The sequence below is a fragment of the Pseudoduganella sp. S-14 genome, from assembly GCF_049913285.1.
GTDB lineage: Bacteria > Pseudomonadota > Gammaproteobacteria > Burkholderiales > Burkholderiaceae_D > Rugamonas.
Window position 1 is genome coordinate 1,890,936 of the sequence record NZ_CP183991.1, and the last position, 26,888, is coordinate 1,917,823.

Genomic DNA, 26,888 nt, shown 5'->3' on the forward strand with positions numbered 1-26,888 from the left:
AATTTTCAGCAGCGAATGCCATCCCAGCAAAGCTGGAATGCAAGTGCACGGTACCGCTCTGTATCGGCGATGCCTCCCGTGCGGATCAAGCGGGCCGTTTCGCGCACTGAGCCAACAAAGAACGAAGCCAACAACGGCCCTGGCACGGCCTTCAGGATTTCTCCCTGCTGGCCCTCAGCGACGATCCGCATCAGCCCCGCTCCCAGCTTCTCCACATAGGCGCGGCTGTCTTCGCTCATATAGGCCGACCCGACAAACTGCTCCATGAAGTTGGCCTGGTCATGCCGGCGCAGCCGGTGATCCAGCATGTTGTTCCATACCGTTCGTACTTGCGCCTTCAATGGCGCCGCGGGATCGACGTCACCGCTATAGACGCCCATCGCTTCCAGCTTGGCCTGGCGGAATACTTCGTTGTACAGCGCCTCTTTATCGGCAAAATAGACATAGAGCGTGCTGGTCGCAATGCCGGCTGCCTTGGCGATCTCCGCCAGCGTCAGTCCGAACAGGCCGCGTTCAGATGCAAGGCGGCAGGTTGCGCCGACGATGGCTTCCAGTTTCTTTTCGTCTTTTTGCTTCATGCGGGCAGTATAGCAGAAAAAAAATTCGGCAATGAGCCGAGCCCATTTTGTGGGGCTCTCGGCTCAGGCCATCCAGAAGAAGACCGCCGTCAGGCGCTTGTCTGTGTGGTCGAAACCAAAGTATCCGGTGGCGGAGTGCACCAGGTTTGCCTTGTACAGCAGGATGCGATTGAAGCGGTTCTCCACGCGCACGTCCTCCTGCCATGCTTCCGGAGGCAGGCCCTTTACCTTCAAGGCTTCGCGCAGGTTGGCATGCGGCGGCATGCACAGGTTGCCACCCAGCGTGCCGTTAGGCTGGCGCTGGCGATAGAACGAAGTCCCGCAATCGGGATCGGGGTCCGGCGTCAGGTAGATCACGCTGGCGTAGCGGCAAAGCTTGGTTGAGTCGGTGTGCGGGCGTGCGCCGGAATCGGGCATGCCAACCAGTTGTGCGTAGTTGTGGTTCAGCGACGTGCCTTCGGGCGTCGCTTCCTGCCATAGGCGCTTGGCGCCGGTCATCTTCTTCACCCACGTTTCCACATACTCCATCTCGGATGGCGTGAGCGCGTTCGGCGTGCGCTTGCCGGGCCAGGGCTCGTGGGCGTAAGGCGCGCCAAGTTCCCAGTATTCCTGGGTGTAGCAGCGCTGTGCGATTTCTTCGGCGTTGGGCAGGAAGTCGTCCTGCACCCAGTAGTCACGTCCTAACTGGGGTTTGCGGTAAGGGAGGATTGGCAGCATGGCCAAGAGCGTAGCAAGAAAACAGCGTTTTAACGACTTCTTAACATGTGTACTGTGTTCGGATTGACACGCTGGCGCGTAGGATTGCAAAATTTGCATGCAATATCGTCCATAACCAGGCCTCACGAGGCCTCTCCAAGGAGATGACGCACCATGATGAAGTGTTCATTTGCAGCGCTGGCCCTGCTGGCCGCCACCCATGCCCAGGCAATCACCTACGGCCAGGCCGACGGCAGCAAGCACCCGCAGGTCGGGGCCCTGGTCGAATACGACAGCAAGGGCACGGCTTACGCCTTCTGTACCGGCACCATGATCAGCCCCACTGTGATGCTGACGGCCGCGCATTGCAATCCCGGCGTGGCAACGGTGAAGGTGACTTTCGACAGCAAGGTGCTGAATTCGGCGCTCATGTACATGGGGCAGTATCACGCTCATCCTGAATACCGCGCGCAGCAGAATGACCCGCACGATATTGCCGTCATCGTGTTCGACCAGCCGATTCCGGACGTGGCGCCTGCGCAGTTGCCAACGCTGGGCCTGTTCGATACCCTGAAAGCGAACGGCCTGCTGGCCAACACCAGCTATACGGCGGTCGGCTACGGTGGCCAGGAACGGACTTTCGACGGTAAAGGCGGCTGGACCATCGCTTACCAGGATACGCGTGAATGGTCGGTGTCGGCCTTCGGTGCGTTGAACGATAGCTGGCTGCGGCTGTCGCAGAACAACGCGGTCGGCAATGGCGGCACCTGCTACGGCGATTCAGGCGGTCCGAACTTCTTTGGCAGTGGCTCGGCTGAATCGAAGATGCTGGCTGGTACCACCATCACTGGCGATATGCCCTGCGTGCAAAGCAATGTGATTTATCGGCTCGACACCCCGTCGGCGCGTTCATTCCTGGGTAATTTTGTGATGCTGCCATAGGCCAGGCAGCGAGGCGGTCGGGCCCGCGCCTTGCGCTGTCCTGCACCAGCACCCGTGCGCCGGTGCGGGCGGCCGCTTCACGCAGGGCGGGAGTGTCGTCCTTGACCAGCACTTGCACGTTCAGCGATGCGACCTGTGCGAGGATTTGCGTCAGTTCGGCGGCGCCCGCCCCGTGCAGACTGGCGATGCGCACGGCATCGACCCGTGCGGGGCCGAGGACGGACGGCAACTGGGATGAGGTGGCGACCTTCACCGATATGCGGAAGCCGTTGCGGCGGTAATTGTCGGCGACGTAGTTCAGCATCCAGTTCTGGCGCGCATTCACTGCGGGCAGTTGCAGGACGATCTGGTCCAGCGGCAGGCCCAGGGAGTCGAGGATGCGGCGGAACGCCATGCCGTGGTTGCTGCTCACGGCACTGAGAAGGCGGTCATGCACATTCAGGTGCAATGCCTGGCCGTCGACGGTTTCCTTGCTGAAGAAATTGATCGCGTGGAGCGTGCGGCACAGACGGTCCAAGGCAACGGACTCATCGTCGCTTGCTGCGCCATCGAGGTAGGTCCACAACGGCAGTCCCTGGTCTTCGTCCGTGACGGCTCGTACGCGGCCGGCATAGCCGCTTACATTCCCGCTTCCGAGTTCGCGGATTGGGTGGAAGGCGCTACCCAGCCAGCAGTTGAAGATATGTCCCTGTACTTCATCGTCGCCGCTTAGGCGCAGGCTGCTGGATGGCGTCTCGCCGGTCGCAAGACGATCCAGGTAGTCATTCAAGGCAGGGTAGCGCATTGGGGGCTCCTCGGGTAGCGGGTGCCCAGTCTACGCTGCAGAGCGCAAGGAAGTGAACGAAGGTTTCGGCATATCCAACTGCGTAATATTCAGTTGGCCCCCTTCGGTGCGGCTGGTGGCTAACGCTATCGCGCAGCCGGCAGGGGAATTGTGCAGGCCGTGCATGTGGGACAATAACGCCCGCAATGAAAAACAATCCCCTCACCGAAATCTATCGCGACGATTGGCTGCTGACGGTGCACAAGCCAGCCGGCCTGCTGGTGCATCGCAGCCCGATCGATCCGCATGAAACCGAATTCGCCTTGCAGTATGCGCGCGAGATGAATGGCGGCGAGTACGTCTACGCCGTGCATCGCCTGGACCGGCCGACCTCCGGCTTGCTGGTCTTTGCGCGCGACCAGCAAACGGCCAGTGTGCTCGGCAAGGCTTTCATGGCGGGCGAAGTGCATAAGCGCTACCTCGCCATGGTGCGCGGCTGGGCGCCGGAAGAAGGCCTTATCGACCACCCGCTACGGGAAGAACCGGAGGACCGCCGCTGCAAGGATGAGGAGGCGCCGATACGCGAGGCAGTCACTCGCTTCCGCCGTTTGGCGACGACGGAAATCCCGGTCGCTATTGAAGGCTACAGCAGCAGCCGTTACAGCCTGGTCGAGCTGTTCCCTGAAACGGGCCGCCGCCACCAGTTGCGGCGCCATATGAAGCACATCAGCCATCCGATCATCGGCGACGCCAATCATGGGCGGGGGCGCCATAACCGCTATTTCGCCGAGCGCTTCGGCTTTGGCCGGCTGATGCTGGCGGCAGTCGGCATGTCGTTCAGGCATCCGCTGACGGGCGAACTGCTGGAGCTCAACGCCGCACCCGAAGCCAGCTTCCTGCAGGTGCTGTCAATTTTCGCCGGCGACAGCGGCATTCGCGATGCCGTAGGGGACGTGCCCGGTTGGGACGAACTCCCGCGCTGAATCGCAATGCATGGTCTGGTCGTCGAAGAAGATATCGGCGCCGAAGGCCTTGAGGAATGCACCTTTCGGCATGCCGCCGAGGAACAGCGCTTCATCGATGCGGATATCCCAGGCACGCAAGGTGCGGATCACGCGTTCGTGCGCCGGAGCGGAGCGGGCAGTGACCAGCGCCGTGCGGATCGGTGCATCGTCGGCGCCATGCGCCGCCTGGATCGCGTGCAATGCCCCGAGGAAGTTCTTGAACGGGCCGCCCGGCATCGGGTTGTGCGCTGCTTCCCGCTCATTGCGGGCAAAGGCGTCAAGGCCAAGCTGCTTGTAAATGCGCTCGGAATCGTCCGAGAACAGCACTGCATCGCCATCGAAGGCAATGCGCAACTGGCCGGTGTCGTCTTCGCGGTGCGAAGGCAGGATGGTTGCCGCGGCGTGGCCCTGGGCCAGCGATTCGCGCACGTCGTCCGGGTTGGTGGACAGGAATAGCTGCGCGCCGAAGGCTTCCACATAACGGTGCGTGCTGGCGCCGGAGCAGAATGCGGCGCGCTTGATGTCGAGCTGGTAGTGCTCGATGGAGTTGAAAATGCGGATGCCGGTGTCGGCGCTGTTGCGCGACAGGAGCACCACCTCCACCAGCGGCGATGCCGGCGCGCCCTTGTTCAGGGCCAGCAGCTTGCGCACCAGGTTGAAGGCAGGGCCCGGCTCCAGCACCACATGTTCGTTTTCGCGCTGGTGGGCGCAATACGCCGCCACGCCCTGGGATTCGAAGATGGCATGGCTCTCGTCCAGCTGGAACAGGGCGCGCGATGAAATGGCAACGACTAGCTTCATATTTTCCTCCTTGCGTCTATTTTCGCAGACGCTGCGACAGATTGTGTCGCGTGGCCTGCGACACAGGCTGTCGGAAGCGCGCTCAATACTTCGGCATCTTCATTGAATAGAGGAGCGCAGTTTGGGAGACGGGACATTCACGACGAACGAAATCGCAGGCGCCATCGATTTTGTGCGTGCGCTGGATGCGGCGCGCGGCGGCTTGCTGGCCTGTCCGGTATCGCGCCTGCAGGTCCGGTTCCGGCTTGGCTACCGGCGCGCCTGCGCATTGGCCGGGCGGCTGGAGGAGCTGGACGTGTGGGAGATCGTCGTGACGCCAAGCGGCATGCGGGGGGCGCGGCTCAAATAATTGCTACAATGAAATTTTTGATAACTGAGCATTCATCGGATGGCTTCCAAGGACTCCATGTTCCGGCAGTGGAATATGCTGCGGCTGGTGCCGCGCGCACCATTGAGCATTACGGCCGCAGAGATTACCGAACGCCTGGCGCAGGCGGAGTATCCGATCGACAAGCGCACGGTCGAACGTGACCTGAAGGCGCTGGAATCGGTGTTCCCGCTGATGGTCGATGAATCGACCAAGCCATTCAAATGGAGCTGGCGGCGCGATGGCGCGATTTTCAGCCTGCCCGGGATGTCGGTGCCGGAAGCGCTGACGCTGACGATGGTGGAGCAGTACCTGCACCGGCAGCTTCCGCCGTCGACACTGGATGCGCTGCAGCCGCACTTTTCCGCGGCGGCCCAGACCCTGGCGGCGATCGATGAAAGCGCGCAAACCAAGGCATGGCTTGGCAAGGTGCGCAGCATTCCGTCGGCGCAGCCTTTGCTGCCGGCGGAAGTGGATGAGCAATGCCAGCGCACGGTCTACGATGCGCTGATGAAGGACCGCCAGCTCAAGCTGCATTACCAGAAACGCGATGGCAGCGCGCCGACTGTCTACGAATCGGTGCATCCCCTGGCCATCGTGCAGAAGGCCGGCACGGTCTACCTGGTCTGCATGTTTTCGGATTATGAGGATGCGCGCACTATTGCGCTGCATCGTGTGAAACAGGCGGAAATGCTGTTCCTGCCGGCGCGCCGCAAAGCCGGCTTCGATATTGATGCCTTCATCGCCGAAGGGCAGTTCGGCATTGCGAACGGCGGCGAGATCCGCCTGCAAGCGGTGTTCGCTCGCGCGGCCGGCGAACACCTGGCTGAAACACCTTTGAGCAAGGACCAGGTGCTGTACAGCGAATCGGCAGACCATTTGCGCCTGATCGCCACAGTGCCGCGAACCCGCGCACTGACCTGGTGGCTGCTGGGTTTTGGCGATGGCGTGGTGGTGTTCGAACCGGCCGACCTGCGGGAAGAAATCAAACAGACCGCCGAGCGCATGGCTGCTGCATATCAGGACCGGCGCTGAGGTGACTTGCCCCGCAGCCGCCGCCACAGGCCGATCAGCCACTCGATGAGGGCCGCCATCGGCTTGCGCAGGAAGGGAATGTCGTAGGACAGCAGCAGCAAGCCGATTGGCACATCTTCCACACCAACCACCGGCATATACGGCGCAAGTATTCCGACTGCGATCAACGCCAGGGCGAGGGGAATCCGCACCCAGCGTGCACGTTCCGAGCGTGCCCATTCGATGAAGCGCTTCGCCTTGCTCGGCACCTCATGTTCAAGATCGTCGACTGCATGGTCGAGCTGCCGTTTGCTGTCCTTAGCCATTCCAGAATGCTACCCCTCCTGAACTTTTCAGAGCGCCCGGCTATAAGTATTGAAATGAGCTATATGCTTTTGATCTAGAAACTGCGAAAGAATATATAGGTTTCATATTTCTAATTGCATAGAATGATTTCGGCTTATTTAACGATTGCAACTCGACCATGAAATCATTCGCGAGGAAATGGAAGGCAACAGCTGCGGCGGCGCTGGCCGCGGCGTGCATTCCGGCCGCGCAAGCAATCGACATCAAGCAATCCACCATTGGTCCCGGATGGGCCAATAATTCGGTCAATGTGACCGTGTTCCGCAAGAATTCCCTCGTTACGCATGATGGCGTGCAGTACGCCGCCTATTACGACGCCGAGCGCTACATGGTGCTGGCCAGGCGGCGTGTGGGCAGCAGCGACTGGACTGTCCAGCGCAGCCGGTACCGGGGCAAGGCCGAGGACGCGCACAACGGCATCAGCATCATGGCTGACGGGGCGGGCTACCTGCACGTGGCCTGGGATCACCACGACAATCCCTTGCGCTATGCCCGCAGCAAGGCGCCGGGTGGACTGGCGCTGGGTGACACGTTGGCAATGGTGGGGCGCGATGAACAGGCCGTGAGCTATCCAGAGTTTTATCGCCTGCCCGATGGCGACCTGCTGTTCCTGTATCGCGATGGCGCGTCGGGACGCGGCAACCTGGTGATGAACCGCTATCGCCACGCCAGCGCGAAGTGGGAGCGCCTGCAGGATAAGCTGATCGACGGCGAAGGCCAGCGCAATGCCTACTGGCAGGCGCACGCCGACGGCCGCGGCGTGTTGCACCTGTCGTGGGTGTGGCGCGAGTCGCCGGATGTGGCGAGCAACCATGACCTGGCCTATGCCCGCTCGCTCGACGGCGGCAAGAGCTGGGAGCATTCGGATGGCACGCCTTACAAGCTTCCCATTACCGCGGCCAGCGCGGAATATGCCTTGCGCATCCCGCAGGGCAGTGAGCTGATCAACCAGACTTCAATGACGGCCGACGCGGAGGGCCGTCCTTATATCGCAACATACTGGCGGGATGCAGGCAGCGCGACTCCCCAGTACCGCGTGGTTTTCAATTCGGGGCAGCGCTGGGAAGCGCGCGCCCTGCCGCTGCACAAGACCGCTTTCAGCCTGTCTGGCGGGGGCACCAAACGCATTCCGATGGCACGGCCGCAGTTGCTGCTGTCTGATAAAGGCGGCCTGCTGGTATTTCGCGACCAAGAGCGCGGCAGCAAGGTGTCGGTCGCCGTCATCAAGGATTTCCAGTCTTTCCAGTGGTCTGTGCACGACTTGTCCGAAACTTCGGTCGGCGAATGGGAGCCGACCTTTGACAGCGAGTTGTGGAAATCGCGCGGCATCCTGAGCCTGTTCGTTCAGAAGGTGGCGCAAGTGGACGGGGAGGGCGTTGCGCAGCGGCCGGCAGAACCGGTACGTGTGCTTGACTGGGAGGTGTCAAAGCAGGTTCGTTAAAAAAGAAGTTAACAAGGGAGACATAAGAAATGAGGAAGAAAGTATTGGCAACGCTGGTGCCCCTGGCATTGGCAGCTGCATATGGCACTGGGGCCATGGCGCAGGAGGCGGCAGAAGCTCCGGCAGCACCTGCGGCAGCCGCTGCGTCGGGCGACGTGGCAGCGAACGTGGATGCGGCCAACACTGTGGTGGTGACGGGCTTCCGTTCCAGCCTGCAGAAAGCCCTTAACCTGAAAGCCCAGGCGATCGGCGTGCGCGACTCCATCGTGGCGGAAGACATCGGCAAGTTCCCGGAGTCGAACGTGGCGGAATCGCTGCAGCGCGTTCCGGGCATTATCCTGAATCGCGATGAAAGTTCGGCCGAAGGGCAGCGCATTTCGATCCGAGGTTTGCCGACTGAGTATTCTGTGACCACGCTGAATGGCGCGCCGGTGAATACCACCAGTACCGGTTCGATCGGCAATGCGGCGCGCGGCTTCAACTACGACGTGTTTGCTTCCGAATTGTTTGGCCGCGTGGACTTCTACAAGTCGCCGCTGTCCGAACTGCCGGAAGGCGGCATGGGCGGCGTGGTGGACCTGCAGTCGCCGCGCCCGTTCGACAACCCCAAAGGTGCGGTGCGCTATTCGGTAACGGGCGCGTACAACACCATGTCCGAGAAGACCGACCCTGCGGCATTCGGCCTGTTCTCCAAGACCTGGGGCAACTGGGGCTTCCTGGTCGGCGCTGCGCATTCGAAGGCGATGAACAATCGTTCCGGCTTCGAGGCGACCGGCGGCTATAACAGCTCGGCGCGCGGCAGCAAGACGCCGGTGCAGGGCAACTTCGCGATGCAGCTCGATTACGACGATCCGCGCGCCAACCTGTCCGGCTACACGCGCGACCAGGTGGACAATGCGCTGCTGCCGCGTATCTACCGCTTCTATGGTTCTTCCAACGACCGCAGCCGCGATGGCCTGGTCTCTTCGCTGCAGTACAAGGACAGCACGTTGAATATCAGCCTGGATACCATGTACTCCAAGCTGAAAAACTCTCGCGACGAGCTGTATTACGGCATCCTGATCCGCAACAGCAAGACCACCAATCCTAGCGCTCCTCCGGGGACCGCCGGCCACAATGGCCTGGTGCCGATCAATGTCCACATCGATCCCGGTTCGAACCTGTTGACCGGTACCTTCGGCAATACTTCGTACAGCAGCGGCGTCACCTACAGCGAAGACGAGACGAAGTTCAGCTATGCGTCGCTGAACGCAAACTGGAAAGCAAATGACAGGCTGGCACTGACGGCGCAACTGAGCGCCAACAGCAGCAAGGCGCAGAGCTACCAGGATACCTTGTCCGGCCAGATCTTCGGCATTACTTCTACCATCGATTACGGCAGCGACCACGTTTACCCGTCGATGTCCTCGACCAGCGATTACCTGAACCGTGCCAATTACTCCGGCTTCGGCATCGGTACCGGCCTGACGCGCGAGACCGACCGCGGCCGCCAGGGCCGCGTGATCGCGGATTGGGACTACAACCTGTGGGGCGACTGGACTGGCCACCTGAAAACGGGCCTGGTGTATGTGGAAACCGAGAAGGGCGTCCACAAGCGCAATGCCACGTCGGACATGACGACCAAGCTGAATAGCCTGGGGAACGCCGGCATGCGGCAGGGCATGGTGTTCGACCTGCCGATCAGTAACCTGGACATGGGCGCCGGCTGGCCGCACCAGTTCGGAACCTTCACCCGCGATTACACCTACTCGACTTTCGATCCGCTGGCGTACAACACCGAGGCGACCTTTACTCCGGCCCAAAGCTTTACCGCGACCGAGAAAGTGACGTCCGGCTTCGTGCAGTCCGACTTCAAGGGCGAAGTGCTGGGCCATGGCCTCCGAATCAACGCCGGCGTACGTTATTCGCGTACCGAGCTGGATATCGACAACTTCAAGAAGACCGGTGCCGGGGGCACCTACCAGCCTAACCAGGAAAGCGGCTCGTATCACAATATGCTGCCGGCCATCAGTGGCGCTTTCGACGTGACGGAAGACCTGATGTGGCGGGCATCCTTCGGCAAGACCATTTCGCGCGCTTCGCTGTCGATCATCGCTGCGCAGACCGTGGTGCCGAACCCGTTCGATAACTCGGCGACAGCGGGCAACCCGAACCTGCGTCCGCAGCAATCGAAGAACATGGATACCAGCCTGGAATGGTACTTCCGCAAGGGCAGTCTGCTGTCCGCGGCGTATTTCCGCAAGGTGCTGACCGATGCCACCGTGTCCAGCACGACCCAGACCACCTTCGGCGCATTGGGCCTGCCGGATACCGCAATGGGCGCGATCTTCTATGGACCGGATGGCCGCGTCGACCCGAACCTGCCGATGACGCTGCGTACTTACAGCAACGCCGGCCGCCAAGTGCTGAAGGGCTACGAGCTGTCATACCAGCAGGACTTCGATTTCCTGCCTGCGCCTTACAAGGGCTTCGGCATGCTGGCCAGCTACACCCATATCGATCCGTTCAACAGCGCAAAGTGGATCACCAATGCGGGCAAGGAGATCGAGGTCAACTCGGTGCCGAAGTATGCCTACAGCACCACCGCCTATTACGAAAACGGTCCGCTGGCGATTCGCTTCTCCTATAACTACAAGGGACGCAGCCTGCACGGGGACAATCCGAAGAATAACGGCGATGACCTGATCCGCTGGCGCGCGGCACGCGGCTACCTCGATGGCAACATCAGCTACAAGATCAACGACAACCTGGAACTGCGCCTGGACGCGCTGAACCTGTCGAACACCTTGTCGTACGATTATTTCGAGGATGCCACCGGCCAGTACGGCAGCGGCAAGAAAACCCGCATGGACTACGCGAAGTACGACGGCCGGACCATCAAGATCGGACTGCGCGGCAAGCTGTAACAAACCTGGGGCGGTCTACTCTCTCTCCCGCTCCCGGTCTCCTTCGCCGAAGGCACGCAAGTGTCTTCGGCCTTTTTCGAATATGGACTATCGAAAACTTGACGTCCCCCTCGCCCTAAAGGACGGGGATTCCTGCCTCCAGCGTCGCACGTCCGCGACGGAGAATGTTTAACGCAGCATTACGATCACGATCATGTACTACACCGCATTCGCTGCATTCCCATTCTCTTATGCCAAGGCCTGCGATACCTCTCGGTCCCCGCCTTGGCGCGCGAATGTGGCTTGGGGTTCCACAATTCGAGCAGGTCTGGGTGGTAAAGCGTTCGTCCACTTCCACGTACCGCGCGCCATGCCTGATGGCCTTGTACGCCAGCATCTTGCGGAAGGACGACCAGCCTGCATCAAGCACGGACTTCGCCAGGCTGGTTTGGGCGAGTCCACTGACATTGACATTGCCAACAGCGATATGGTCGAAGGCGCGACAAAGCTCAGCCGACCTGTTATGCAAGAAATCCAGCCGCTGCCGCGCCGTGCGCGCCTGGATGGCTTTGATTCGTCGCCGCTTGTGGGCCTGCTACGCTACCGCCAGCGCCGCTTCGGCCTCACGGTAGAAGCCCTGCGTCGGGATGGCACCTGCTTTGCACCCTTCAGGCAGCGGGCGCGAGTAAAACACGCGGAACGTATTGCCTGCAAAGCGAAACGCGTTGCGTTCTCGATGCAGGTCGCGGCCTTTAAAAGGAATCCAACCCAAGGATTTCCGGCCGCGGTAACGCAAATACGGCCGGCGGTGTTGGGCACGCGATTTGGCGAACTGTTCGCATACGGCATTGATGACACCGGAGTGCAGTTCCAATTCTTTGCTGCTGCCGGTAGTCAGCTTATTCAAGTCAAAGCCGGTCAGCCAAGGGCGCTCAAACCGCAAGGCATCTTTCTGCCGCTCATTGCAGTAGTTCCAGACGAAATTCACCTTACGGGCTTGCTGCATCAGCAGTCCGATCTTCGATTTCACACGGAAGCGGTAGACGGGGATTGTACTGTAAGTTTATGCAGTATTTCACTCATCGCAAGGAGAATGGCCGCTTTGCGGTCCGCTCCTTTCACTCCCCGCCCTAAAGGACGGGGTTTCTCGGAGCAAATCTGATGAAGTTCATTCACGCAGTTTTTCTGTTTTTTGCGGCCGCGCTGGGCGGCTGCGCTTCCACGCCGACGGCGCCGCAGCGGCAGGAAGTTGTCGGCATCATCGACAAGGTCAATACCTATTGGCAGGCCAGCACGCCGTCGAAGGAATGGTCGTTCTGGAACGTGGCTGCCTACCACACCGGCAATATGGAGGCTTACCGCATCACCGGCAATCAGGCCTACCTGAATTACTCGCTGGACTGGGCGCAGCATAACCAGTGGCAGGGCGCCAAATCCACCGACAAGGGACAGTGGAAGCTGACCTACGGCGAGACCGACGACCACGTGCTGTTCGGCGACTGGCAGATCTGCTTCCAGACGTATGCGGACCTGTACCAGCTCGACAAGGACCCCGCCCGCATCGCGCGCGCGCGCGAGGTGATGGAATACCAGATGTCCACCGCGCGCAATGATTACTGGTGGTGGGCGGATGGCCTGTATATGGTGATGCCTGTGATGACCAAGATGTACAACATCACGGGCAACCCGCAATACGTGGAGAAATTGCACGAGTATTTCCAGTATTCGAACAGCATCATGTACGACCAGGATGAAAAACTGTACTACCGCGACGCACGCTACGTGTACCCGGCCCACAAGAGCGTCAACGGACGCAAGGACTTCTGGGCGCGCGGCGATGGCTGGGTATTTGCCGGGCTGGCGAAAGTGCTGCATGACCTGCCGAAGGACGCGCCGCATCGCGAGGAATACGTTCGCAAGTTCCAGGGCATGGCGGCGGCGCTGAAGAAGGCGCAGCAGGCAGAGGGCTACTGGACGCGCAGCCTGCTCGATCCGCAGCATGCTCCGGGTCCCGAGACCAGCGGCACGGCCTTCTTCACGTACGGCTATTTGTGGGGCATCAATAATGGCCTGCTGGACCGCGCCGAATACGCGCCGGTCGCTCTCAAGGCCTGGGGCTACCTGGCAGGCGTGGCGCTGCAGCCGGACGGCAAGATAGGCTATGTGCAGCCGATCGGCGATCGCGCCATTCCGGGCCAGGTGGTGGACCGGAATTCAACCGCCCACTTCGGCGTCGGCGCGTATTTGCTCGCGGCCGCCGAAATGGTGCGCTACATCGATAAAAACAAATAGAAGGAGATCCAGGATGGAACGACGTAATTTCATACGCGGCATGCTCGCTGGCGGAGCCGCCACCGCGGCACCCGCGATGGCGCTTGCCGCCGGTGCCGGTGCGGCTACAGCGGCGCCGGGCGGCGACCGCGCGTACATGGCCGGCCTGTTGCAAAAGATGGCAGATCCGGTGCTGGCCAATATGTCCAAGGGGGAGCTGAAGAAGAAATTCGCCCTGGAACTTAGCCCTACCTGGGATGGCCGCGATTCCGGCGTGGCTTACCTTGAGTGCTTCGGCCGCCTGATCGCCGGCGTGGCGCCCTGGCTGGCGCTTCCCGACGACGACAGCGCCGAGGGCCGTGCCCGCAAGCGTATGCGCGAACAGGCACTGCAAAGCTATACCAACTCGGTCGACCCGCAATCACCGGACTACCTGTTGTGGAAAGGCCCGGGCCAGACGCTGGTCGATTCCGCCTACTTCACCAACGCGCTGATGCGCGCGCCGAAGGCGCTGTGGGAGCCGCTGGATGCCGTTACCAAACGGCGCATCGTCGACGAAATCAAGGGCCTGCGCCGCATCGAGCCGCCTTACATCAACTGGATGCTGTTCGCGGCCATGAACGAAGCCTTCCTGCTTTCCATCGGCGAGCAGTACGACCCGATGCGGATGAATGTGGCGATCCGCAAGGTCAACGAGTGGTACGTAGGCGACGGCTGGATCAAGGATGGCGAGGCATTCCACTTTGACTATTACAACTCCTTCGTGATGTACCCGATGCTGGTGGAGATCCTGGAAGTTCTGGCCAAGGCGAACGGCCCGTTCTGGAACGGCAAGCCGGCCGACCTGCTGGCGCAGGCGCAGAAACGCATGCAGCGCTATGGCGAACACCTGGAGCGCTTCATTTCGCCGCAGGGAACCTTCCCCCCGATCGGCCGCTCGCTGACTTACCGCACCGCCGCCTTCCAGCCGCTGGCGCTGCTGGCCTGGCGCAAGCAGCTGCCGGCCAGCCTGCCGGAAGGGCAGGTGCGCGCCGCTATGGCGAGTGTGCACAAGGCGATCTGGTCGGAGCCCAGTAATTTCACGAAAGATGGTTACCTGACGATTGGCTTTGCCGGCCACCAGCCGGAGCTGGGCGACTGGTACTCAAACAATGGCAGCATGTATATCGCCGCCTCGAGCTTCCTGGCATTGGGCTTGCCTGCAGACGACTCCTACTGGACGTCGGCAGCGCAGGACTGGACGCAGAAGAAGGCCTTCGGGGGCAAGAAATTCCCGAAGGACTACCACGTCAGCTATTGAAGGAGACCTAACGCCGGTAGCGCGCCTGCGCAGCATCGCGCAGGGCTACCAGCATGGCTTCCGCGCCAGGCGACAAGCGATGGCGCTTGCGGGTGACAATGCCGTACATGTCCATGCGCAGGCCAAGGTCCCAGGGCAGCACGGCCAGCAGGCCGGCATCCAGGTAGGGGCGCACGGTTTCCTCCGGCATGGCCGCGATCATGCGACTGCCGGGCAGCAGGTTGACCACCACCGGCATGGCCAGCGTTTCCACCACTTCGGTCGGCGGTTCCAGGCCTTGAGACAGGAACATCGATGTCAGGCGGTCGCGCAGGATACTGCCGGCCGGCGGCAGCACCCAGGGCTCGCGCGCCAGGTCGGCCAGTTGCAGGTCCTTGCGTCCCACGAAGGGATGGCCGGCGGCGGCGATCAGGCTATGCGGTTCGTCGGTGAGCGGTTCGAAATTGAATTCGGAGGCAACGTTGGAATCGAGCAGGCGTCCGATCACCAGGTCGAATTCGCCGGCACGCATGCGCTCGACCAGGATCTTGGAAGTGTCAACGGTAATCGATACCTGCACCTTGGCGGTGCGGGTCTTCAGCAGCTTGACGGCGTCGGTGACCAGGCCGGCGGAAGGCGTCAGGACCGTGCCAATGGAAACGCGGCCGGAAAGGCCAGAGACCAGTTCCATCACTTCCTGGTGCGCCGCATCCATTTCGGCCAGAGCGGTACCGGCGCGCCGTATCATCACTTCGCCGTACCACGTCGGCACGACGCCGCGCGGCAGGCGTTCAAACAACTGGACGTTCAGTGCGTGTTCGATCTCGCCCAGCAGCTTGGATGCCGCGGGCTGGGTGAGGTTTGCCGCCTGTGCTGCATGCAGGATCGAGCGGTGCCGGCCCAATTCGACCAATAGCACCAGGTGGCGCGTTTTCAGGTGGGACCTTACAAATCGGTCCGAGCGTGGATCTGACATGCGGACAATAATAGGGCCGCTCCCCGGCAGCGTCAATCAGCGGCGTCGTCAAACAGGGATGGGGCCAATCCCTGCACGCCGGGTATCTCGATGGTGTGCAAGCCGCCGTCAAGGGCGCCTGCTGCCACTTGTTCCAGTCCCAGTCCACCGAAGACCGGGCGCGAGGGTTGTGTTGCCGACAACGGCAGTTCGCGCATCAGCGTGCCGGCGGCGGTGAATTGCGCCAGGCGGCCGCGCCGTCCTTCTTCGCGCAGCGCAATCCATACGTTGCCGCCGGCATCCAGCGTCAGGCCGCCGGCACGGGCATCTCCCAGGCTGGCGAACCGTTTGATTCTACCGACTTCGGCACGTGCCGGGTCATACGTAGTTTCCAGTACTTCGCGGCCGTCTCCGCTGGCGAAATACAGCGTGCTGCCATCGGGGCTGAAGCCGATTCCATGCGCGGCAACGACAGTCGGCAAGGCCAGCCGGCGCAGGCCGAAACGCCGCGAGAACTGGTAAAAGCTGCCGATGGGAGGAGAGTCGGGATTCAGGTTGGCAGTGCCGAGGACGAAGTTGCCGTGGCGGTCGGCACAGCCGTCGTTGATGCGGGTGCGTGCTTCGGCGGGATCGACGGCGGCGATGGCGAGGGGCAGGCGGCGCGCCAGTTTCAGCGCGCCGGGCGGGGTGCGCTCGGCCAGGTACAGCCATTTGTCGAGGCCAAGCAGCAGTTTGCCGCTGCGGCAAAAGGCGAATGCAGCAAGATGTTCCGGCAAGCGGCTGTTTTCCGGGGCGCCCTTGCCCCGCCAGGCCTTCAGGGCAGGCGTGGCGGCGTCGCTCCACCACCAGCAGCTGTCGTGCCAGAGCAGTGAACCAATAAGGGCGTTGGGCAGGAGCGTCTCAGGCTGGGCGTGCAGTTCCATCCTGGCTCCAGGCGGTGACGAAGGCGCGAGCACGTTCGGCCACTGCTGCGGCATCGAGGCCTGGCTGGTACAGGGCCGAACCAAGGCCAAAGCCGGTGGCGCCAGCTGCGCGCCAGGTGGCCATGCTGCCCGGCGTGACGCCGCCGACCGGCAGCAGCGGCAGGGAGGGCGGCAGCACGGCACGCATGGCGCGCATTACCGTGGGTGTCACCAGTTCAGCAGGGAAGAGCTTGAGCGCATCGGCGCCGGCGTGAACCGAGGCGAAAGCTTCCGTCGGCGTCGCCGCACCGGGCACGCAGAACATGCCGGCTGCCTTGGCGGCACGGATCACCGCGGTGTCGGAGTGGGGCATGACGATCAACTGGCCGCCGGCGTTCCTGACGTCCTGTACGGCAGCGGTGCCCAGGACGGTGCCGGCGCCCAGCAGCGCATCGTCAGGGAGGCTGCGGGCCAGGCGCGCGATGGAATCGAGCGGCTGCGGAGAGTTGAGCGGCACCTCGATCAGGCGGAAGCCGGCTTCATACAGGCCGGCGCCGATGGCTTCCACCTCGTGGGGCTGGATGCCGCGCAGGATGGCTACCAGCGGCAGCGCCTTGAAGGCCGAATCGAAAGCGGATGGGGATGGTGCGTTCATGTCAATCCTTGAGCATGCCGGCAGCGCGTGCCAGTTGGTACAGGCCGGCGGGGGCGGTGTTATCGAGCAGCAGCGGTGGCGCTGCGCGGAAGCGTTGCAGGGCGAGCGCGTAGCGCTGGCATAGCACTTGACTGCCGACCAGGGCCAGCGGGGCATTCGCCAGGCCGGCGGCATCGCGCCAGGCAAGGGCGGCGCGCAGTTCGTGGCCGACCAGCAGGCCGGAAAGGTAGTCCGCCAGGTCGCTGGCCGGTGCGCGGCCGGTGACGCCAAGGGTGCGCGCTGCAAAGACCTGGTGGCTCATGCCTAGGTGGCCGTAGTCGCGCGCGGCATCGACGCCGGTCGCGAAGGCGTGTTCGGCAAAATCGCCGGCGCTGCTGCCGGCCATCAGGCGGCCCAGCACGGAATGGGTGCGCAGCACGGCAAACAGCTCGCCCGTCATGTGGGTCGCGAAACGCATCAGGCGGCCGTCGCTGATTTGCGCCCATTTGGAATGGGTGCCGGGCATGACGATGCAGGAAGCGTCGCGCAGCGCGGGCTGTAACTGCAGGGCGCCGACCACCTGGGTTTCTTCGCCGCGCATCAGGTCTGGCGGCAAGGCGCCGTCGTCGTACAGCACGCCGGGCACGATGGTGATTTCCGCGCCGGGGCTGGGCAGCATGCCGGCGGCCAGGGCTGCGGCGTTGGCCGGGCAGGCTGCATACGGCACGTCGCGCCAGCCATGCTGGCTGCCGATCATGCCGCAGGCCAGGATTGGCAGGCGCGGATGCGCGGCCAGCCAGTCGCCGGCGATACCTTCCAGCGCCGCGGCAAAGGCCGGCACGCCGGACAGGGTGGAGGCGCCGTTGCCATTGCTGCGTTCGGCCAGCAATTTGCCGCCGGGGCCAAGCAGGAAGGCGCGCAGGCTGGTGCTGCCCCAGTCGAGGCCGAGCAGGCTGGCGGTGGCGTTGCTTACCATTCCGCGACGCTGCCGTCAGGGTGGCGCCACAGCGGGTTGCTCCAGTCGGGCGCATTGCGGCTGGCTTCGATCACGCGCTGCTCGTCGACCACCACGCCCAGGCCCGGCTTGGGCAGCGGCTTGATGTAGCCGTTCTCGATCTTGAAGTCTTCCTTGTTCACCACGTAGTCGAGCAGCTCACCGCCCTTGTTGTAGTGGATGCCCATGCTCTGCTCCTGCAGCACGGCGTTGTATGAAACGAAGTCGACGTGCAGGCAGGCGGCCAGCGCAACCGGGCCAAGCGGGCAATGCGGCGCCAGGGCGACGTCGTAGGCTTCCGCCATGCCGGCGATCTTCACGCATTCGGTAATGCCGCCTGCGTGCGACAGGTCCGGCTGCACGATCGAGATACCGCCGGCCTGGAAGACGTTCTTGAATTCGAAACGCGAGAACATGCGCTCGCCGGCCGCCAGCGGGATCGAGGTCGATTCGGCCAGGCGCGGATAGTACTCGGCCTGCTCGGCCAGCACCGGTTCTTCGACGAACAGCGGACGATAGGGTTCCAGTTCGCGCAGCAGCACCTTGGCCATCGGCGCGGCAACGCGGCCGTGGAAGTCGATGCCGAATTCGATCTGGCTGCCGAAGGCATCGCGGATTTCCGCGATGCGCGCCACGGCGGCGTCCACGGCGGCCGAGCTTTCGATGATGCCGAATTCCTCGGTGCCGTTCATCTTGAAGGTGTCGAAGCCTGCTTCACGCAGCGTGCTGATGCCGGCGATGACGTCGGCCGGGCGGTCGCCGCCCACCCAGCTATAGGTTTTCATGCGGTCGCGCACCAGGCCGCCCAGCAGGTCGTAGACCGGCACGCCAAGCGCCTTGCCCTTGATGTCCCACAGCGCCTGGTCGATGCCGGCGATGGCGCTCATCAGGATGGCGCCGCCGCGGTAAAAGCCGCCGCGGTACATGACTTGCCACAGGTCGTTGATGCGGCGCGGATCCTGGCCCACCAGGTATTGCGAGAACTCGTGGACAGCAGTTTCCACGGTGCGTGCCTTGCCTTCGATGACCGGTTCGCCCCAACCGACCACGCCTTCGTCTGTTTCAATCTTGAGCAGCATCCAGCGCGGTGGAATGCGGTAGGTGGTCAGTTTTGTGATTTTCATTTTTGTTCGTTTGTGAAGTGGTAAGGCAAGTCTATCGTGGCGAGCTAGTTCAGAAATATGAGAAATTTATCGTCTTGTATATCGAATGGGCATAACGTCGACTTATTCCCCTGGATCTACCAGCTGCGCGCCAAGGTAGGCGTTGAAGCGCTTGATGCGGCCCGTTACCTTGTCGTCGCCCTGGCGCGGCGTATAACGGATGCCGGCCACTTCGACATTCTTCTCGAGGTCGATCACCAGCCGGTGCGGGTGGGTTGGCGCCGGGGACTTGCCTGCGAACGCGGTGTGCCAGAAATCGCTGGCCTGGCCATTGATGGCATTCAGCGCCTGCCCGTCTTCGCGCTTGCCTTCCTCGCTGCTCACGTAGGCGATGGTCCAGGCGGACTGGTTGATCGGCTGCCCCTTGGCGTCCAGCAGCGAGATTTCGGCTACGGCCGCATACTGCTTGCCGTCGAAAGCATCCAGCGATTCGAGGCAGAACTGGCGCCCGCTGACCGGCGCGGCGAAGCGCACGTCCTGCGTGGCGCTGCCGGGCTGGAACTGGCCGCTGTAGGCAGGCGTGACGCCTTCCAGCCTGGGCCTGGCCTTGTTCGGAGGGCGGGGCAGGTCGCGTTCCGGTTGCAGACGGTCGAGAATCGGGGTTTCCAGGCCGCGCAATTCGGCGCGCTGTGGACCGGTCAGGTCGAGCACCACCACTTCGTTGCGGCCCCGTTTCAGCCATGGGCCGGGCAGGTACATGGTTTGCGTCGGGCCGATGCTCCAGTAGCGGCCCAGGCAACTGCCATTGATCCAGACGATGCCCTGGCCCCAGGCCGACATGTCGAGGAAGGTGTCGGCGGTTTTGCCGGCATCGAAACTGCCGCGCCAGAAAGCAGGACCCCTCGTGCGCTGCTGTTTCCATTGCAGCGGCGGCAGCACGCCATCGGCGTCGAAGTCGATGGCGCGGATTTCCCAGTTTTCCAAGGCGACCGGCGCGGCGCCTTTCGGCTGGTATTGCACCGGGCCGTGCAAGCCTTTGCGGTCGTGCACTTCGGGACCGAAATTGACGCGGGCAATGGTGTACAGCAGGATTTCCAGCGTGGCGGGCTTGTCGCGCGCGGGCAGGTCGATGCTGAAGCGGCGGTGTCGGGTGTCGAAGGTGCCGGCCAGCTTGCCGTCAACATGCACCCACGCCAGGTCGCGCACCTTGGCTGCGGTCAGCTTGCCGGCCGGGCCGGCAGGCAGGGAGACACGGTAGGACACCAGGCCGCGGCTGATGTCGTACTGCTCGATCGGTTGCGGCGATTTGTCGCGTATCGCTTCCTGCGGCAGGCTGGCGAAGACTGCAGCCGATTCCTTGAGCGTAAAGGCGGGAATCGCCATCACAGGCTGGCGCGCCGGTGGCGAAGGCAGTGTTTCGCCGGGCTGCAGGAATGGCTCGATGCCTTTGCGGTAGGCCTGGAATTTTTCGCCGGTCCATCCCGCTTCGCCGATCGGAGCATCGTAGTCGTAGCTGCTGGTGTCGGGGCGGAAGGGACGGTCGCAGCCGCCCCACAGGCCGAAGGTGGAGCCGCCATGCGCCATGTACAGGCTGAAGGAGCCTCCCATTTTCAGCATCTGCTGGATGTCGGCGACGGCCTTGGTGGCGGCGCCGCGGCGGTGCGGGTTGCCCCAGGTGTCGAACCAGCCGGAATAGTATTCGCCGCACATCAGCGGGCCTTGCTGCACGGCCTTCAGGGCCTTGAAGCCGGCATCCGGGTCGGTGCCGAAGTTCGCTACCGAGAACAGTTCCGGGATATGGGTGCGCGAGACGGCGTTGGTCGGATTGCACTGGAATAGCGGCACGTCGAACTGGGCGTCGAGCAGGGCCTGGCGCATGCCGCGCATGTATTCCAGGTCGTCGCTGAAGAAACCGTATTCGTTCTCGACCTGCACCATCAGGATAGGACCGCCTCGCGTAACTTGCTGCGAAGCCAGCACGCGGCCGACTTCCGCCAGCCAGCGCCTGGCCGGCTTCATGAAGGCTTCGTCGCGGGTGCGCAGGAATGCGTCGCTGCCGCTCTTTTTCAGAAGCCACCAGGGCAGGCCGCCCATTTCCCATTCGGCGCAGGCGTAGGGGCCGGGGCGAAGGATGACCCACAGGCCCTCCTGTTGCGCGAGGCGGCAGAATTCGGCGGCGTCGCGCTGTCCGCCCCAATCGTAGCGGCCTTCGCGCCATTCGTGGTAATTCCAGAACAGGTAGGCGCAGACGGTGTTCAAACCCATGGCCTTGATGGCTTTCAGGCGGTGCTGCCAGTATTCGCGCGGCACGCGGGCGAAGTGCATTTCTCCGCAACGGATCTGCAGCGGTTTCCCGTCGAGCAGGAAATCATCCTTGCCGATGCTGAAGCGTGCGCTGGTGGCTGCATGCACGGTAGCGGACATCGGCAGCAGGGCCGCGCCGGCGCTGGCTGCCGCGCCGGCCAGGACGCGGCGACGGGTTTGATTGGTCATTGCGCGGCTCCTTGCGGCGTGATGGTGAACTGGTAGGTGGTGGGCTCCAGCTTGATGCGGTATTGCGTGTGCGGCCGGCCTACCTGGCTCCAGCCGGTATCGCCGCCTACGCCCGTCTGCACCGCGTCAACCAGCAGCGAGCCGTCGCCATGCGGATGGATGTCGGAGCTGTGCCAGGTGCCGCGCGGGCGCGGGTACAGGTCCTCGTATGGGAATGGCAGGGCGTTGACGGAGAGCGGCTGCGTGCCGCGCAGTTGCAGGCCGCTGCCGCCGCCTTTCAGCGTCAGCCAGCGCACGCCGGTCTTGTTGCCGCTTTCCTGTGGGCGGATGTAGTTGTGGTACTGGTCGGCCAGCGTGCCGCTGTAGCGGCCAAGCGGGGCGCCAGTGATGCGGTCGCTATACGATTCCTGCGGGCCGCGGCCATACCATTCCACCGTATCGAGGGAAGGATTGCTGTCGAAACGCATGCCGATGCGCAGCGGGTCCGGCAGGTCGCCGCGCAGTGGGGCGAAGGTGGCGGTAACCTGCACTGCACCTTTGGCATCCATTCGATAAGTGGCGTTCCAGCGCGCGGAGCCGGCGCCGAAGATGTATTCGATGCGCACCCCGTCTTTCAGGACGTCGAAGGAGCGCACGTTGCGTTCTTCGCTGAACTGCTTCCAGATGGTGTGGGTTTTATTGAGGCCCGTACCGAGGTCATTTTCCGTCAGCGCGCGCCAGAAGTAGGGCATGCCTCCGGCCAGCAACTGCTTGCCGCCTGCCGAGTAGGCCAGCTTGCCGCTTGCAGCGTCGACCGTCAGCAGCGCTCCGCCCGCGCGCAGCTCGACAATGTTCCCTGCGCGTAGCGGCGCAATCCAGCCGCCGGAGCCCGCCGTGTCGGCGGCAGCGGTTGGCGATTGCAGCACGAACTGGCTGAAGCCGAGCACCATGCCGGCAGGGACGCCGCGAATGGCTCCGTCGCGGGCTTTGGCGCGTAGCGTCAGCACGTACTCGAAGCGCGGATCGCGTTCCAGCCTCGGCAAGTTCAACGATACATCGGCAGATGTCTGCGCGGCTGCCTTGACGCCAGCCAGCGATCCGCCCGCGACTTGCGTGCCGTCGCGCGCAATCGACCAGTCAAAGTCGAACCCGGACAGGTCTGCGAAGTCATAGCGGTTGGCGACTTTCAGGCGCCCGGATGCCGGATCGCCTTCAAAGACCACCGGCGCGTAGACCTTCCGCACCTCGTAATACTCAGGATCGGGCGTGCGGTCGGCCTGCACAAGGCCATCGCCGACTTCCGACATATCCTTGCGCGGATTCGGGCCGTAATCTTCGCCTTGCGCCCAATAGCTGCGGCCCTGCTTATCCTTGAGCAGCATGGCCTGGTCCACCCAGTCCCAGATAAAGCCGCCCTGCAGCTTGCGGTGCGAACGGATCACCTGCCAGTAATCTTCAAAGTTGCCGAGGCTATTGCCCATCGCATGCGCATACTCGCACTGGATCATCGGCTGCTTGTAGCGCGGGTCCTGCGCGTAATCGATCATCTTTTCGATCGGGTCATACATCGGCGCATAGATGTCGACGTAATCGTTCGGCAAATGCTCCTCGCCGATGGTGCCATGGCCAAGGTAGCTGATCAGGCGTTCCGGGTCCTGTTCCCGGATCCATTTGGCCGCGTTCTCGAAGTTCGGGCCGGTGCCCGCCTCGTTCCCCAGCGACCACAGGATCACGCTTGGGTGGTTGCGATCGCGCTGCACCATGCGGCTCACGCGGTCCAGGTGGGCGGCCGCCCAATGCGGCTGGTAGCCGAGCTGGATCTTTTCGCGCGCGCCAGGAATATTCCGCACGTGGTCGCCCATGCCCATGTACTCGTGCGACTCGATGTTCGCTTCGTCCATCACGTACAGGCCGTATTCGTCCGCCAAGTCGTACCAGCGCGGATCGTTCGGGTAATGCGAGGTGCGAACGGCATTGATATTGGCCTGCTTCATCAGCTCCATGTCCTTGCGCATTGACTCTTCCGACATGACGTGGAAGGTGTGCGGGTCGTGTTCGTGGCGGTTGACGCCCTTGATCATGATGCGCTTGCCGTTGACGCGCACTTCGCCATCCTTCACCTCCACGGTGCGAAAGCCAACCATGCGCGAGGTCGAGGACACCAGCGCGCCCTTTGCATCATGGAATTCGAGCAGCAGGCGGTACAGGTTGGGCGCCTCGGCCGACCATTGGCGCACGCCGGGCACGGTGCCGCGCAGCGGCGCAGCCTTGCCGCCGTGGACGCCGCTTTCCAGCGACAGCACGGCCTTGTCGCCGTCCAGCAGCGTGGCTGTCAGCTTGCCTTGTGCAGCGCCCGTGAATTCGGGCTGCAGCGTCAATTCGCCGTCGCGATAGGCGGTCTTGTCCAGGGTGGCGTGCACCACGTAGTCGCGCAAGTGCGATTTTTGCTCGGCGTACAGGTAGACGCTGCGCTCGATGCCGGAGACGCGCCAGAAGTCCTGGTCCTCAAGGTAGGAACCGTCGGCGAAACGGTACAGTTCAATCGCGATCACATTGCTGCCAGGGCGCAGGAAGCGCGTCAGCTTGAATTCCGACGGCAGCTTGGAGTCCTCCGAGTAGCCGACCCGCTGGCCGTTGACCCAGATGTAGTAGGCGGCGCCGGCCGCGCCGATATGAAGGAAGACATCGCGCCCATCCCAGTTGGCCGGCAGGTCGAAGTTGCGGCGATAGGAGCCCACCTCGTTCATGCTGTGCAGGATGTACGGCTGGTTGGGCGGGAAAGGGTAGTCGCTGTTGTTGAACAGGGGCTGGCCGTAGCCCTGCGCCTGCATCATTCCAGGCACCTTGATGGTTTTCCAGCGGCTCACGTCGAAGCCCGGCTTGTAGAAATCGACCGGCCGCGATTCCGGATTGCGGGAGTAGGCGAACGACCAGGTGCCGTCCAGCGAGAGGAAGTACTGCGAAGCCGCCTTGTCGCCCTTCAGCGCCAGGTCGCGCCGCTCGAAGTTGAAGAAGGTGGTTTTCATCGGTTCGCGGTTCACTTGAACCACTTCCGGTTGCTCCCATTCGGCAAACTTGCTTGCGGGAGCGGCGCTGGCGGCCAGGGGGAAGGCTGTCGCCAGCGCACTGGCCAGGGCCAGCAGGGCGGGAAGTCGCGGTGTCGTCATTGGTGCTTGTCTCGTAGTTTTGTGTGTTGGACGGTATCCGGCAGCACAATCCTACGGTTGGCAGCAATAGCTTACCAATGGCTTATTTCGCGACTCCTATATCGGTTTGATATACCGATCCCTACAACTTGAAGGTCAGGCCGGCATACACTGAACGCCCCATGCCGCGCACCCCGATGCCATAGGGAACGCCGTTCAACGCCATGGTCATGCCCTGGCCGACATAGGCCCCGCCCAAAGGCAGGTCGTAACGGCGATCGAACAGGTTTTCCACGCCGAAGTCGAGCTGCACCTTGCTCCACGCATAACTGGTGCGCAGGGCTGCCAGGGCGTAGCCCCCGGTGCGCAGTTCGTTGTGCAGCGAGGAGACGCGGTCCTTGGCCTTGACGGCCTGCAGTTCCAGCACGTTGCTCCACGCGCCGAGGCGATGGTTCAGCGACAGGCGGGTGTTCAGGGGCATCATGTTGTACAGGTTGTCGCCCGTGCTGCGGTTTTCGCCGCGCACGTAGTTCACCAGCATGTCGCCCGACAGCGTGCCGTAGCTGCCGGACGCCAGCGCCGCATGTGCCGACACTTCGGTGCCGTACAGCTTCGCATCGACGTTGGCGAAGCGCAGGTTCACGAAGGCGCCGGCCTTGCAGGCGGTCAGGCAGCGCGCGTCGATGTAGTCATCGACCCTGGTGTAGTAAGGCGAGATGGCGAACGACCATTTTTCCTGCGCCGGATCGTGCCATTCGATGCTGCCGGTGGCCATATGCGCCACTTCCGGACGCAGCGACGGGTCGCCGACATAGCCGTTGCCGTCGCCGGCGATATTCACCATGGCCATTGCCATGCCGCCGGTGGACCAGCTATAGCGCTCGTACAGGTTCGGCGAACGGGTCTTGCGAGCGTAGCCGAATTTGACCGTCATGTCCTGGGATGGCACGTAGCGCGCCTGGGCGGTCAGGTCAAGATTATGGTCGTTGCGCTTGCGATCGAGTGCGTTGAAGGCCGACGCATCCTTGTTGTAGCCGGCGTTATAGCCCTGCACCGTGCCGGTGTCGCTGGTAACCAGCTCGCCTCGCACGCCGAACTGGGTGAACCAGGCCGGATTCCAGCGGCGGTCCCATTCTGCGAAGGCGCCCAGGCGGTCACGCTGGCCGTCGCGGATGTTCCAGAACGTGTCCGGCGCCATGCCGCCACCGGAAGGGTCCCACCAGTCGTCCAGGCGGTAGCGGCGGTAGTCGGCGCCGACGCGCAGGGTGTCGGGCTGCGACAAGGGAATGGTCGCCTTGAGCGACAGGCCTGTGTTCTTGCCTTCGGTATCCATCGGCATGCCGGGGATGTTTTTCTTCGCGCCGTACCAGAACTGCTTGTCGGGACCGAAGTTCATGGCGTGGCGAGTGTGTTCGTGGTAGGCGCGGCCCTCCAGCGTGCCCCAGCCAAAGCGCTCAAGATAGCGCAGGTTGGCTTGTTCGCTGTCGTTACGGGTCAGGTCCATGCGCTGGTTGGGGAAGCCCTGGTAGGGCATCCGCTGCAGGCCGAACTTGAGCTCCAGCAGGCGCGCTTCGGAGCGCATGGCCAGGGTCAGCGCATGGTTGCGGGATTCGTAGGCGGAGGAGCCGATTGCCTTGCCGTCGCCATCTTCGTAGTTATGGGCCTTGATCGCGGCGCCGCGATAGCTGGCCGAGAAAGTGTCGCTGGCCAGCGTCGCTGCCAGGCTGGCGTCGCGCACATTGCCGTTGCTGCGGTAGACGAACGTGGCCTGGCCTTCTCTTAGTTGCGCGCCGGCTTCAGCAAATTTCGGGTCGGCGGAACGCACGCGGATGGTGCCGCCGATACTGTCGCCGCCGACGCTGACGGGCGTAATGCCGGGCAGGACCTGGATTGATTCGACTTGCGACGGCGCGATGTAGGACAGCGCGGGATTCATGTGGTTGGCGCAGGCCGAGACCAGGTCCATGCCGTCGACCTGGATGCGCAGGCGGTCGTCGGCCAAGCCGCGGATCGATGGCAGTCCGGACACGCCGCCGCCGCTGATCATGCTGACGCCGGCCACGGATTGCAACAGGTTTGCGGTATCGCTGGGGAAGCCTTTCTTGCTGACGTCTACTTGCATGACGTCGGGATTGGTGCCGGTGATGATGACGCTGGGGAGGGTGGTTTGGGCGTAGCAGGGAAGGGCGGTGGCAACAGACATTGCAAGCAGGTGCTTGCGTAACTGCGGATTCATTTTTATTCTCCGGTGTGACGAGTCGTGCGCCGCCGGGGG

The 26,888-nt window shown here is 62.9% G+C and carries 21 protein-coding genes and 1 pseudogene; 8 read left to right on the forward strand and 14 right to left on the reverse strand.

The genetic code is table 11. The features are described 5' to 3' along the window. Positions 1-5 precede the first annotated feature (5 nt). Both ACN9MZ_RS08615 and ACN9MZ_RS08620 read right to left on the reverse strand, forming a co-directional pair. Positions 6-578 (reverse strand): TetR/AcrR family transcriptional regulator, encoded by a 573-nt coding sequence (locus ACN9MZ_RS08615; protein WP_426341762.1) that lies wholly within the window; start codon positions 576-578, stop codon positions 6-8. A 63-nt stretch (positions 579-641) separates the two neighbouring features. Further along, complete coding sequence (locus tag ACN9MZ_RS08620; protein ID WP_426341763.1) at positions 642-1,295, reverse strand: DUF6445 family protein; 654 nt, start codon at positions 1,293-1,295, stop codon at positions 642-644. A 153-nt stretch (positions 1,296-1,448) separates the two neighbouring features. Here ACN9MZ_RS08620 and ACN9MZ_RS08625 point away from each other — a divergent pair, with 153 nt between their 5' ends. Then, positions 1,449-2,216, forward strand: coding sequence for a S1 family peptidase (locus tag ACN9MZ_RS08625; RefSeq protein WP_426341764.1), 768 nt, complete (start codon positions 1,449-1,451; stop codon positions 2,214-2,216). Here ACN9MZ_RS08625 and ACN9MZ_RS08630 read toward each other — a convergent pair. After that, positions 2,119-3,000, reverse strand: coding sequence for an EAL domain-containing protein (locus ACN9MZ_RS08630; RefSeq protein WP_426341765.1), 882 nt, complete (start codon positions 2,998-3,000; stop codon positions 2,119-2,121). The genes ACN9MZ_RS08625 and ACN9MZ_RS08630 overlap by 98 nt on opposite strands. A gap of 185 nt (positions 3,001-3,185) precedes the next feature. On the opposite strand from ACN9MZ_RS08630, the gene ACN9MZ_RS08635 reads away from it, so the two are divergent. Next, the gene (locus ACN9MZ_RS08635; protein WP_426341766.1) at positions 3,186-3,962 is read left to right on the forward strand and encodes a pseudouridine synthase; all 777 of its coding nucleotides are present in this window, start codon (positions 3,186-3,188) and stop codon (positions 3,960-3,962) included. Here the strand turns inward: ACN9MZ_RS08635 and ACN9MZ_RS08640 are convergent. Then, positions 3,888-4,784: a 5'-nucleotidase gene (locus tag ACN9MZ_RS08640; protein ID WP_426169974.1), complete on the reverse strand. Its 897-nt coding sequence runs from the start codon at positions 4,782-4,784 to the stop codon at positions 3,888-3,890. The genes ACN9MZ_RS08635 and ACN9MZ_RS08640 overlap by 75 nt on opposite strands. Before the next feature lie 121 nt (positions 4,785-4,905). Between ACN9MZ_RS08640 and ACN9MZ_RS08645 the strand changes: the two genes are divergently transcribed. Both ACN9MZ_RS08645 and ACN9MZ_RS08650 read left to right on the forward strand, forming a co-directional pair. Continuing rightward, positions 4,906-5,133: a hypothetical protein gene (locus tag ACN9MZ_RS08645; protein WP_426341767.1), complete on the forward strand. Its 228-nt coding sequence runs from the start codon at positions 4,906-4,908 to the stop codon at positions 5,131-5,133. Between the two features lie 39 nt (positions 5,134-5,172). Further along, positions 5,173-6,186, forward strand: a complete 1,014-nt coding sequence (locus ACN9MZ_RS08650) for a helix-turn-helix transcriptional regulator (protein WP_426341768.1) — start codon at positions 5,173-5,175, stop codon at positions 6,184-6,186. On the opposite strand, the gene ACN9MZ_RS08655 is transcribed toward ACN9MZ_RS08650, so the two are convergent. Beyond that, entirely contained in the window at positions 6,171-6,491 is a 321-nt protein-coding gene (locus ACN9MZ_RS08655; RefSeq protein WP_426341769.1) for a hypothetical protein, read from the reverse strand. The genes ACN9MZ_RS08650 and ACN9MZ_RS08655 overlap by 16 nt on opposite strands. Before the next feature lie 158 nt (positions 6,492-6,649). Between ACN9MZ_RS08655 and ACN9MZ_RS08660 the strand changes: the two genes are divergently transcribed. Both ACN9MZ_RS08660 and ACN9MZ_RS08665 read left to right on the forward strand, forming a co-directional pair. Next, positions 6,650-7,972, forward strand: coding sequence for a BNR repeat-containing protein (locus ACN9MZ_RS08660; protein ID WP_426341770.1), 1,323 nt, complete (start codon positions 6,650-6,652; stop codon positions 7,970-7,972). Positions 7,973-8,001: 29 nt separating this feature from the next. After that, positions 8,002-10,878, forward strand: a complete 2,877-nt coding sequence (locus tag ACN9MZ_RS08665; protein WP_426341771.1) for a TonB-dependent receptor — start codon at positions 8,002-8,004, stop codon at positions 10,876-10,878. Between the two features lie 115 nt (positions 10,879-10,993). Here the strand turns inward: ACN9MZ_RS08665 and ACN9MZ_RS08670 are convergent. Further along, a pseudogene (locus tag ACN9MZ_RS08670) lies at positions 10,994-11,863 on the reverse strand (RNA-guided endonuclease InsQ/TnpB family protein). Between the two features lie 155 nt (positions 11,864-12,018). Here ACN9MZ_RS08670 and ACN9MZ_RS08675 point away from each other — a divergent pair. Beyond that, positions 12,019-13,149 (forward strand): glycoside hydrolase family 88 protein, encoded by a 1,131-nt coding sequence (locus tag ACN9MZ_RS08675; protein ID WP_426341772.1) that lies wholly within the window; start codon positions 12,019-12,021, stop codon positions 13,147-13,149. Between the two features lie 13 nt (positions 13,150-13,162). After that, a complete protein-coding gene (locus tag ACN9MZ_RS08680) occupies positions 13,163-14,428 on the forward strand; it encodes a DUF2264 domain-containing protein (RefSeq protein ID WP_426341773.1) in 1,266 nt (421 codons plus the stop codon). A gap of 7 nt (positions 14,429-14,435) precedes the next feature. Here the strand turns inward: ACN9MZ_RS08680 and ACN9MZ_RS08685 are convergent, their stop codons facing one another. The 8 genes from ACN9MZ_RS08685 to ACN9MZ_RS08720 all read right to left on the reverse strand — a co-directional run bounded on the left by ACN9MZ_RS08685 (position 14,436) and on the right by ACN9MZ_RS08720 (position 26,849). After that, positions 14,436-15,383, reverse strand: coding sequence for a LysR substrate-binding domain-containing protein (locus tag ACN9MZ_RS08685; RefSeq protein ID WP_426341774.1), 948 nt, complete (start codon positions 15,381-15,383; stop codon positions 14,436-14,438). A gap of 32 nt (positions 15,384-15,415) precedes the next feature. Further along, positions 15,416-16,285 (reverse strand): SMP-30/gluconolactonase/LRE family protein, encoded by an 870-nt coding sequence (locus ACN9MZ_RS08690; RefSeq protein ID WP_426341775.1) that lies wholly within the window; start codon positions 16,283-16,285, stop codon positions 15,416-15,418. Then, positions 16,263-16,919, reverse strand: a complete 657-nt coding sequence (locus ACN9MZ_RS08695; protein ID WP_426341776.1) for a 2-dehydro-3-deoxy-6-phosphogalactonate aldolase — start codon at positions 16,917-16,919, stop codon at positions 16,263-16,265. Before ACN9MZ_RS08695 ends, ACN9MZ_RS08690 begins: the two co-directional genes overlap by 23 nt. Position 16,920: 1 nt before the next feature. After that, positions 16,921-17,874 carry a 2-dehydro-3-deoxygalactonokinase gene (locus ACN9MZ_RS08700; protein ID WP_426341777.1) on the reverse strand — a complete coding sequence of 318 codons (954 nt, stop codon included), beginning with the start codon at positions 17,872-17,874 and terminating at the stop codon, positions 16,921-16,923. After that, positions 17,868-19,016: a galactonate dehydratase gene (gene dgoD / locus ACN9MZ_RS08705; protein WP_426341778.1), complete on the reverse strand. Its 1,149-nt coding sequence runs from the start codon at positions 19,014-19,016 to the stop codon at positions 17,868-17,870. Before dgoD ends, ACN9MZ_RS08700 begins: the two co-directional genes overlap by 7 nt. 102 nt (positions 19,017-19,118) lie before the next feature. Further along, positions 19,119-21,488 carry a beta-galactosidase gene (locus ACN9MZ_RS08710; RefSeq protein ID WP_426341779.1) on the reverse strand — a complete coding sequence of 790 codons (2,370 nt, stop codon included), beginning with the start codon at positions 21,486-21,488 and terminating at the stop codon, positions 19,119-19,121. Further along, positions 21,485-24,634, reverse strand: coding sequence for a glycoside hydrolase family 2 TIM barrel-domain containing protein (locus tag ACN9MZ_RS08715; protein WP_426341780.1), 3,150 nt, complete (start codon positions 24,632-24,634; stop codon positions 21,485-21,487). Before ACN9MZ_RS08715 ends, ACN9MZ_RS08710 begins: the two co-directional genes overlap by 4 nt. A 121-nt stretch (positions 24,635-24,755) precedes the next feature. Beyond that, positions 24,756-26,849, reverse strand: coding sequence for a TonB-dependent receptor plug domain-containing protein (locus tag ACN9MZ_RS08720; protein ID WP_426341781.1), 2,094 nt, complete (start codon positions 26,847-26,849; stop codon positions 24,756-24,758). Positions 26,850-26,888: the final 39 nt, after the last annotated feature.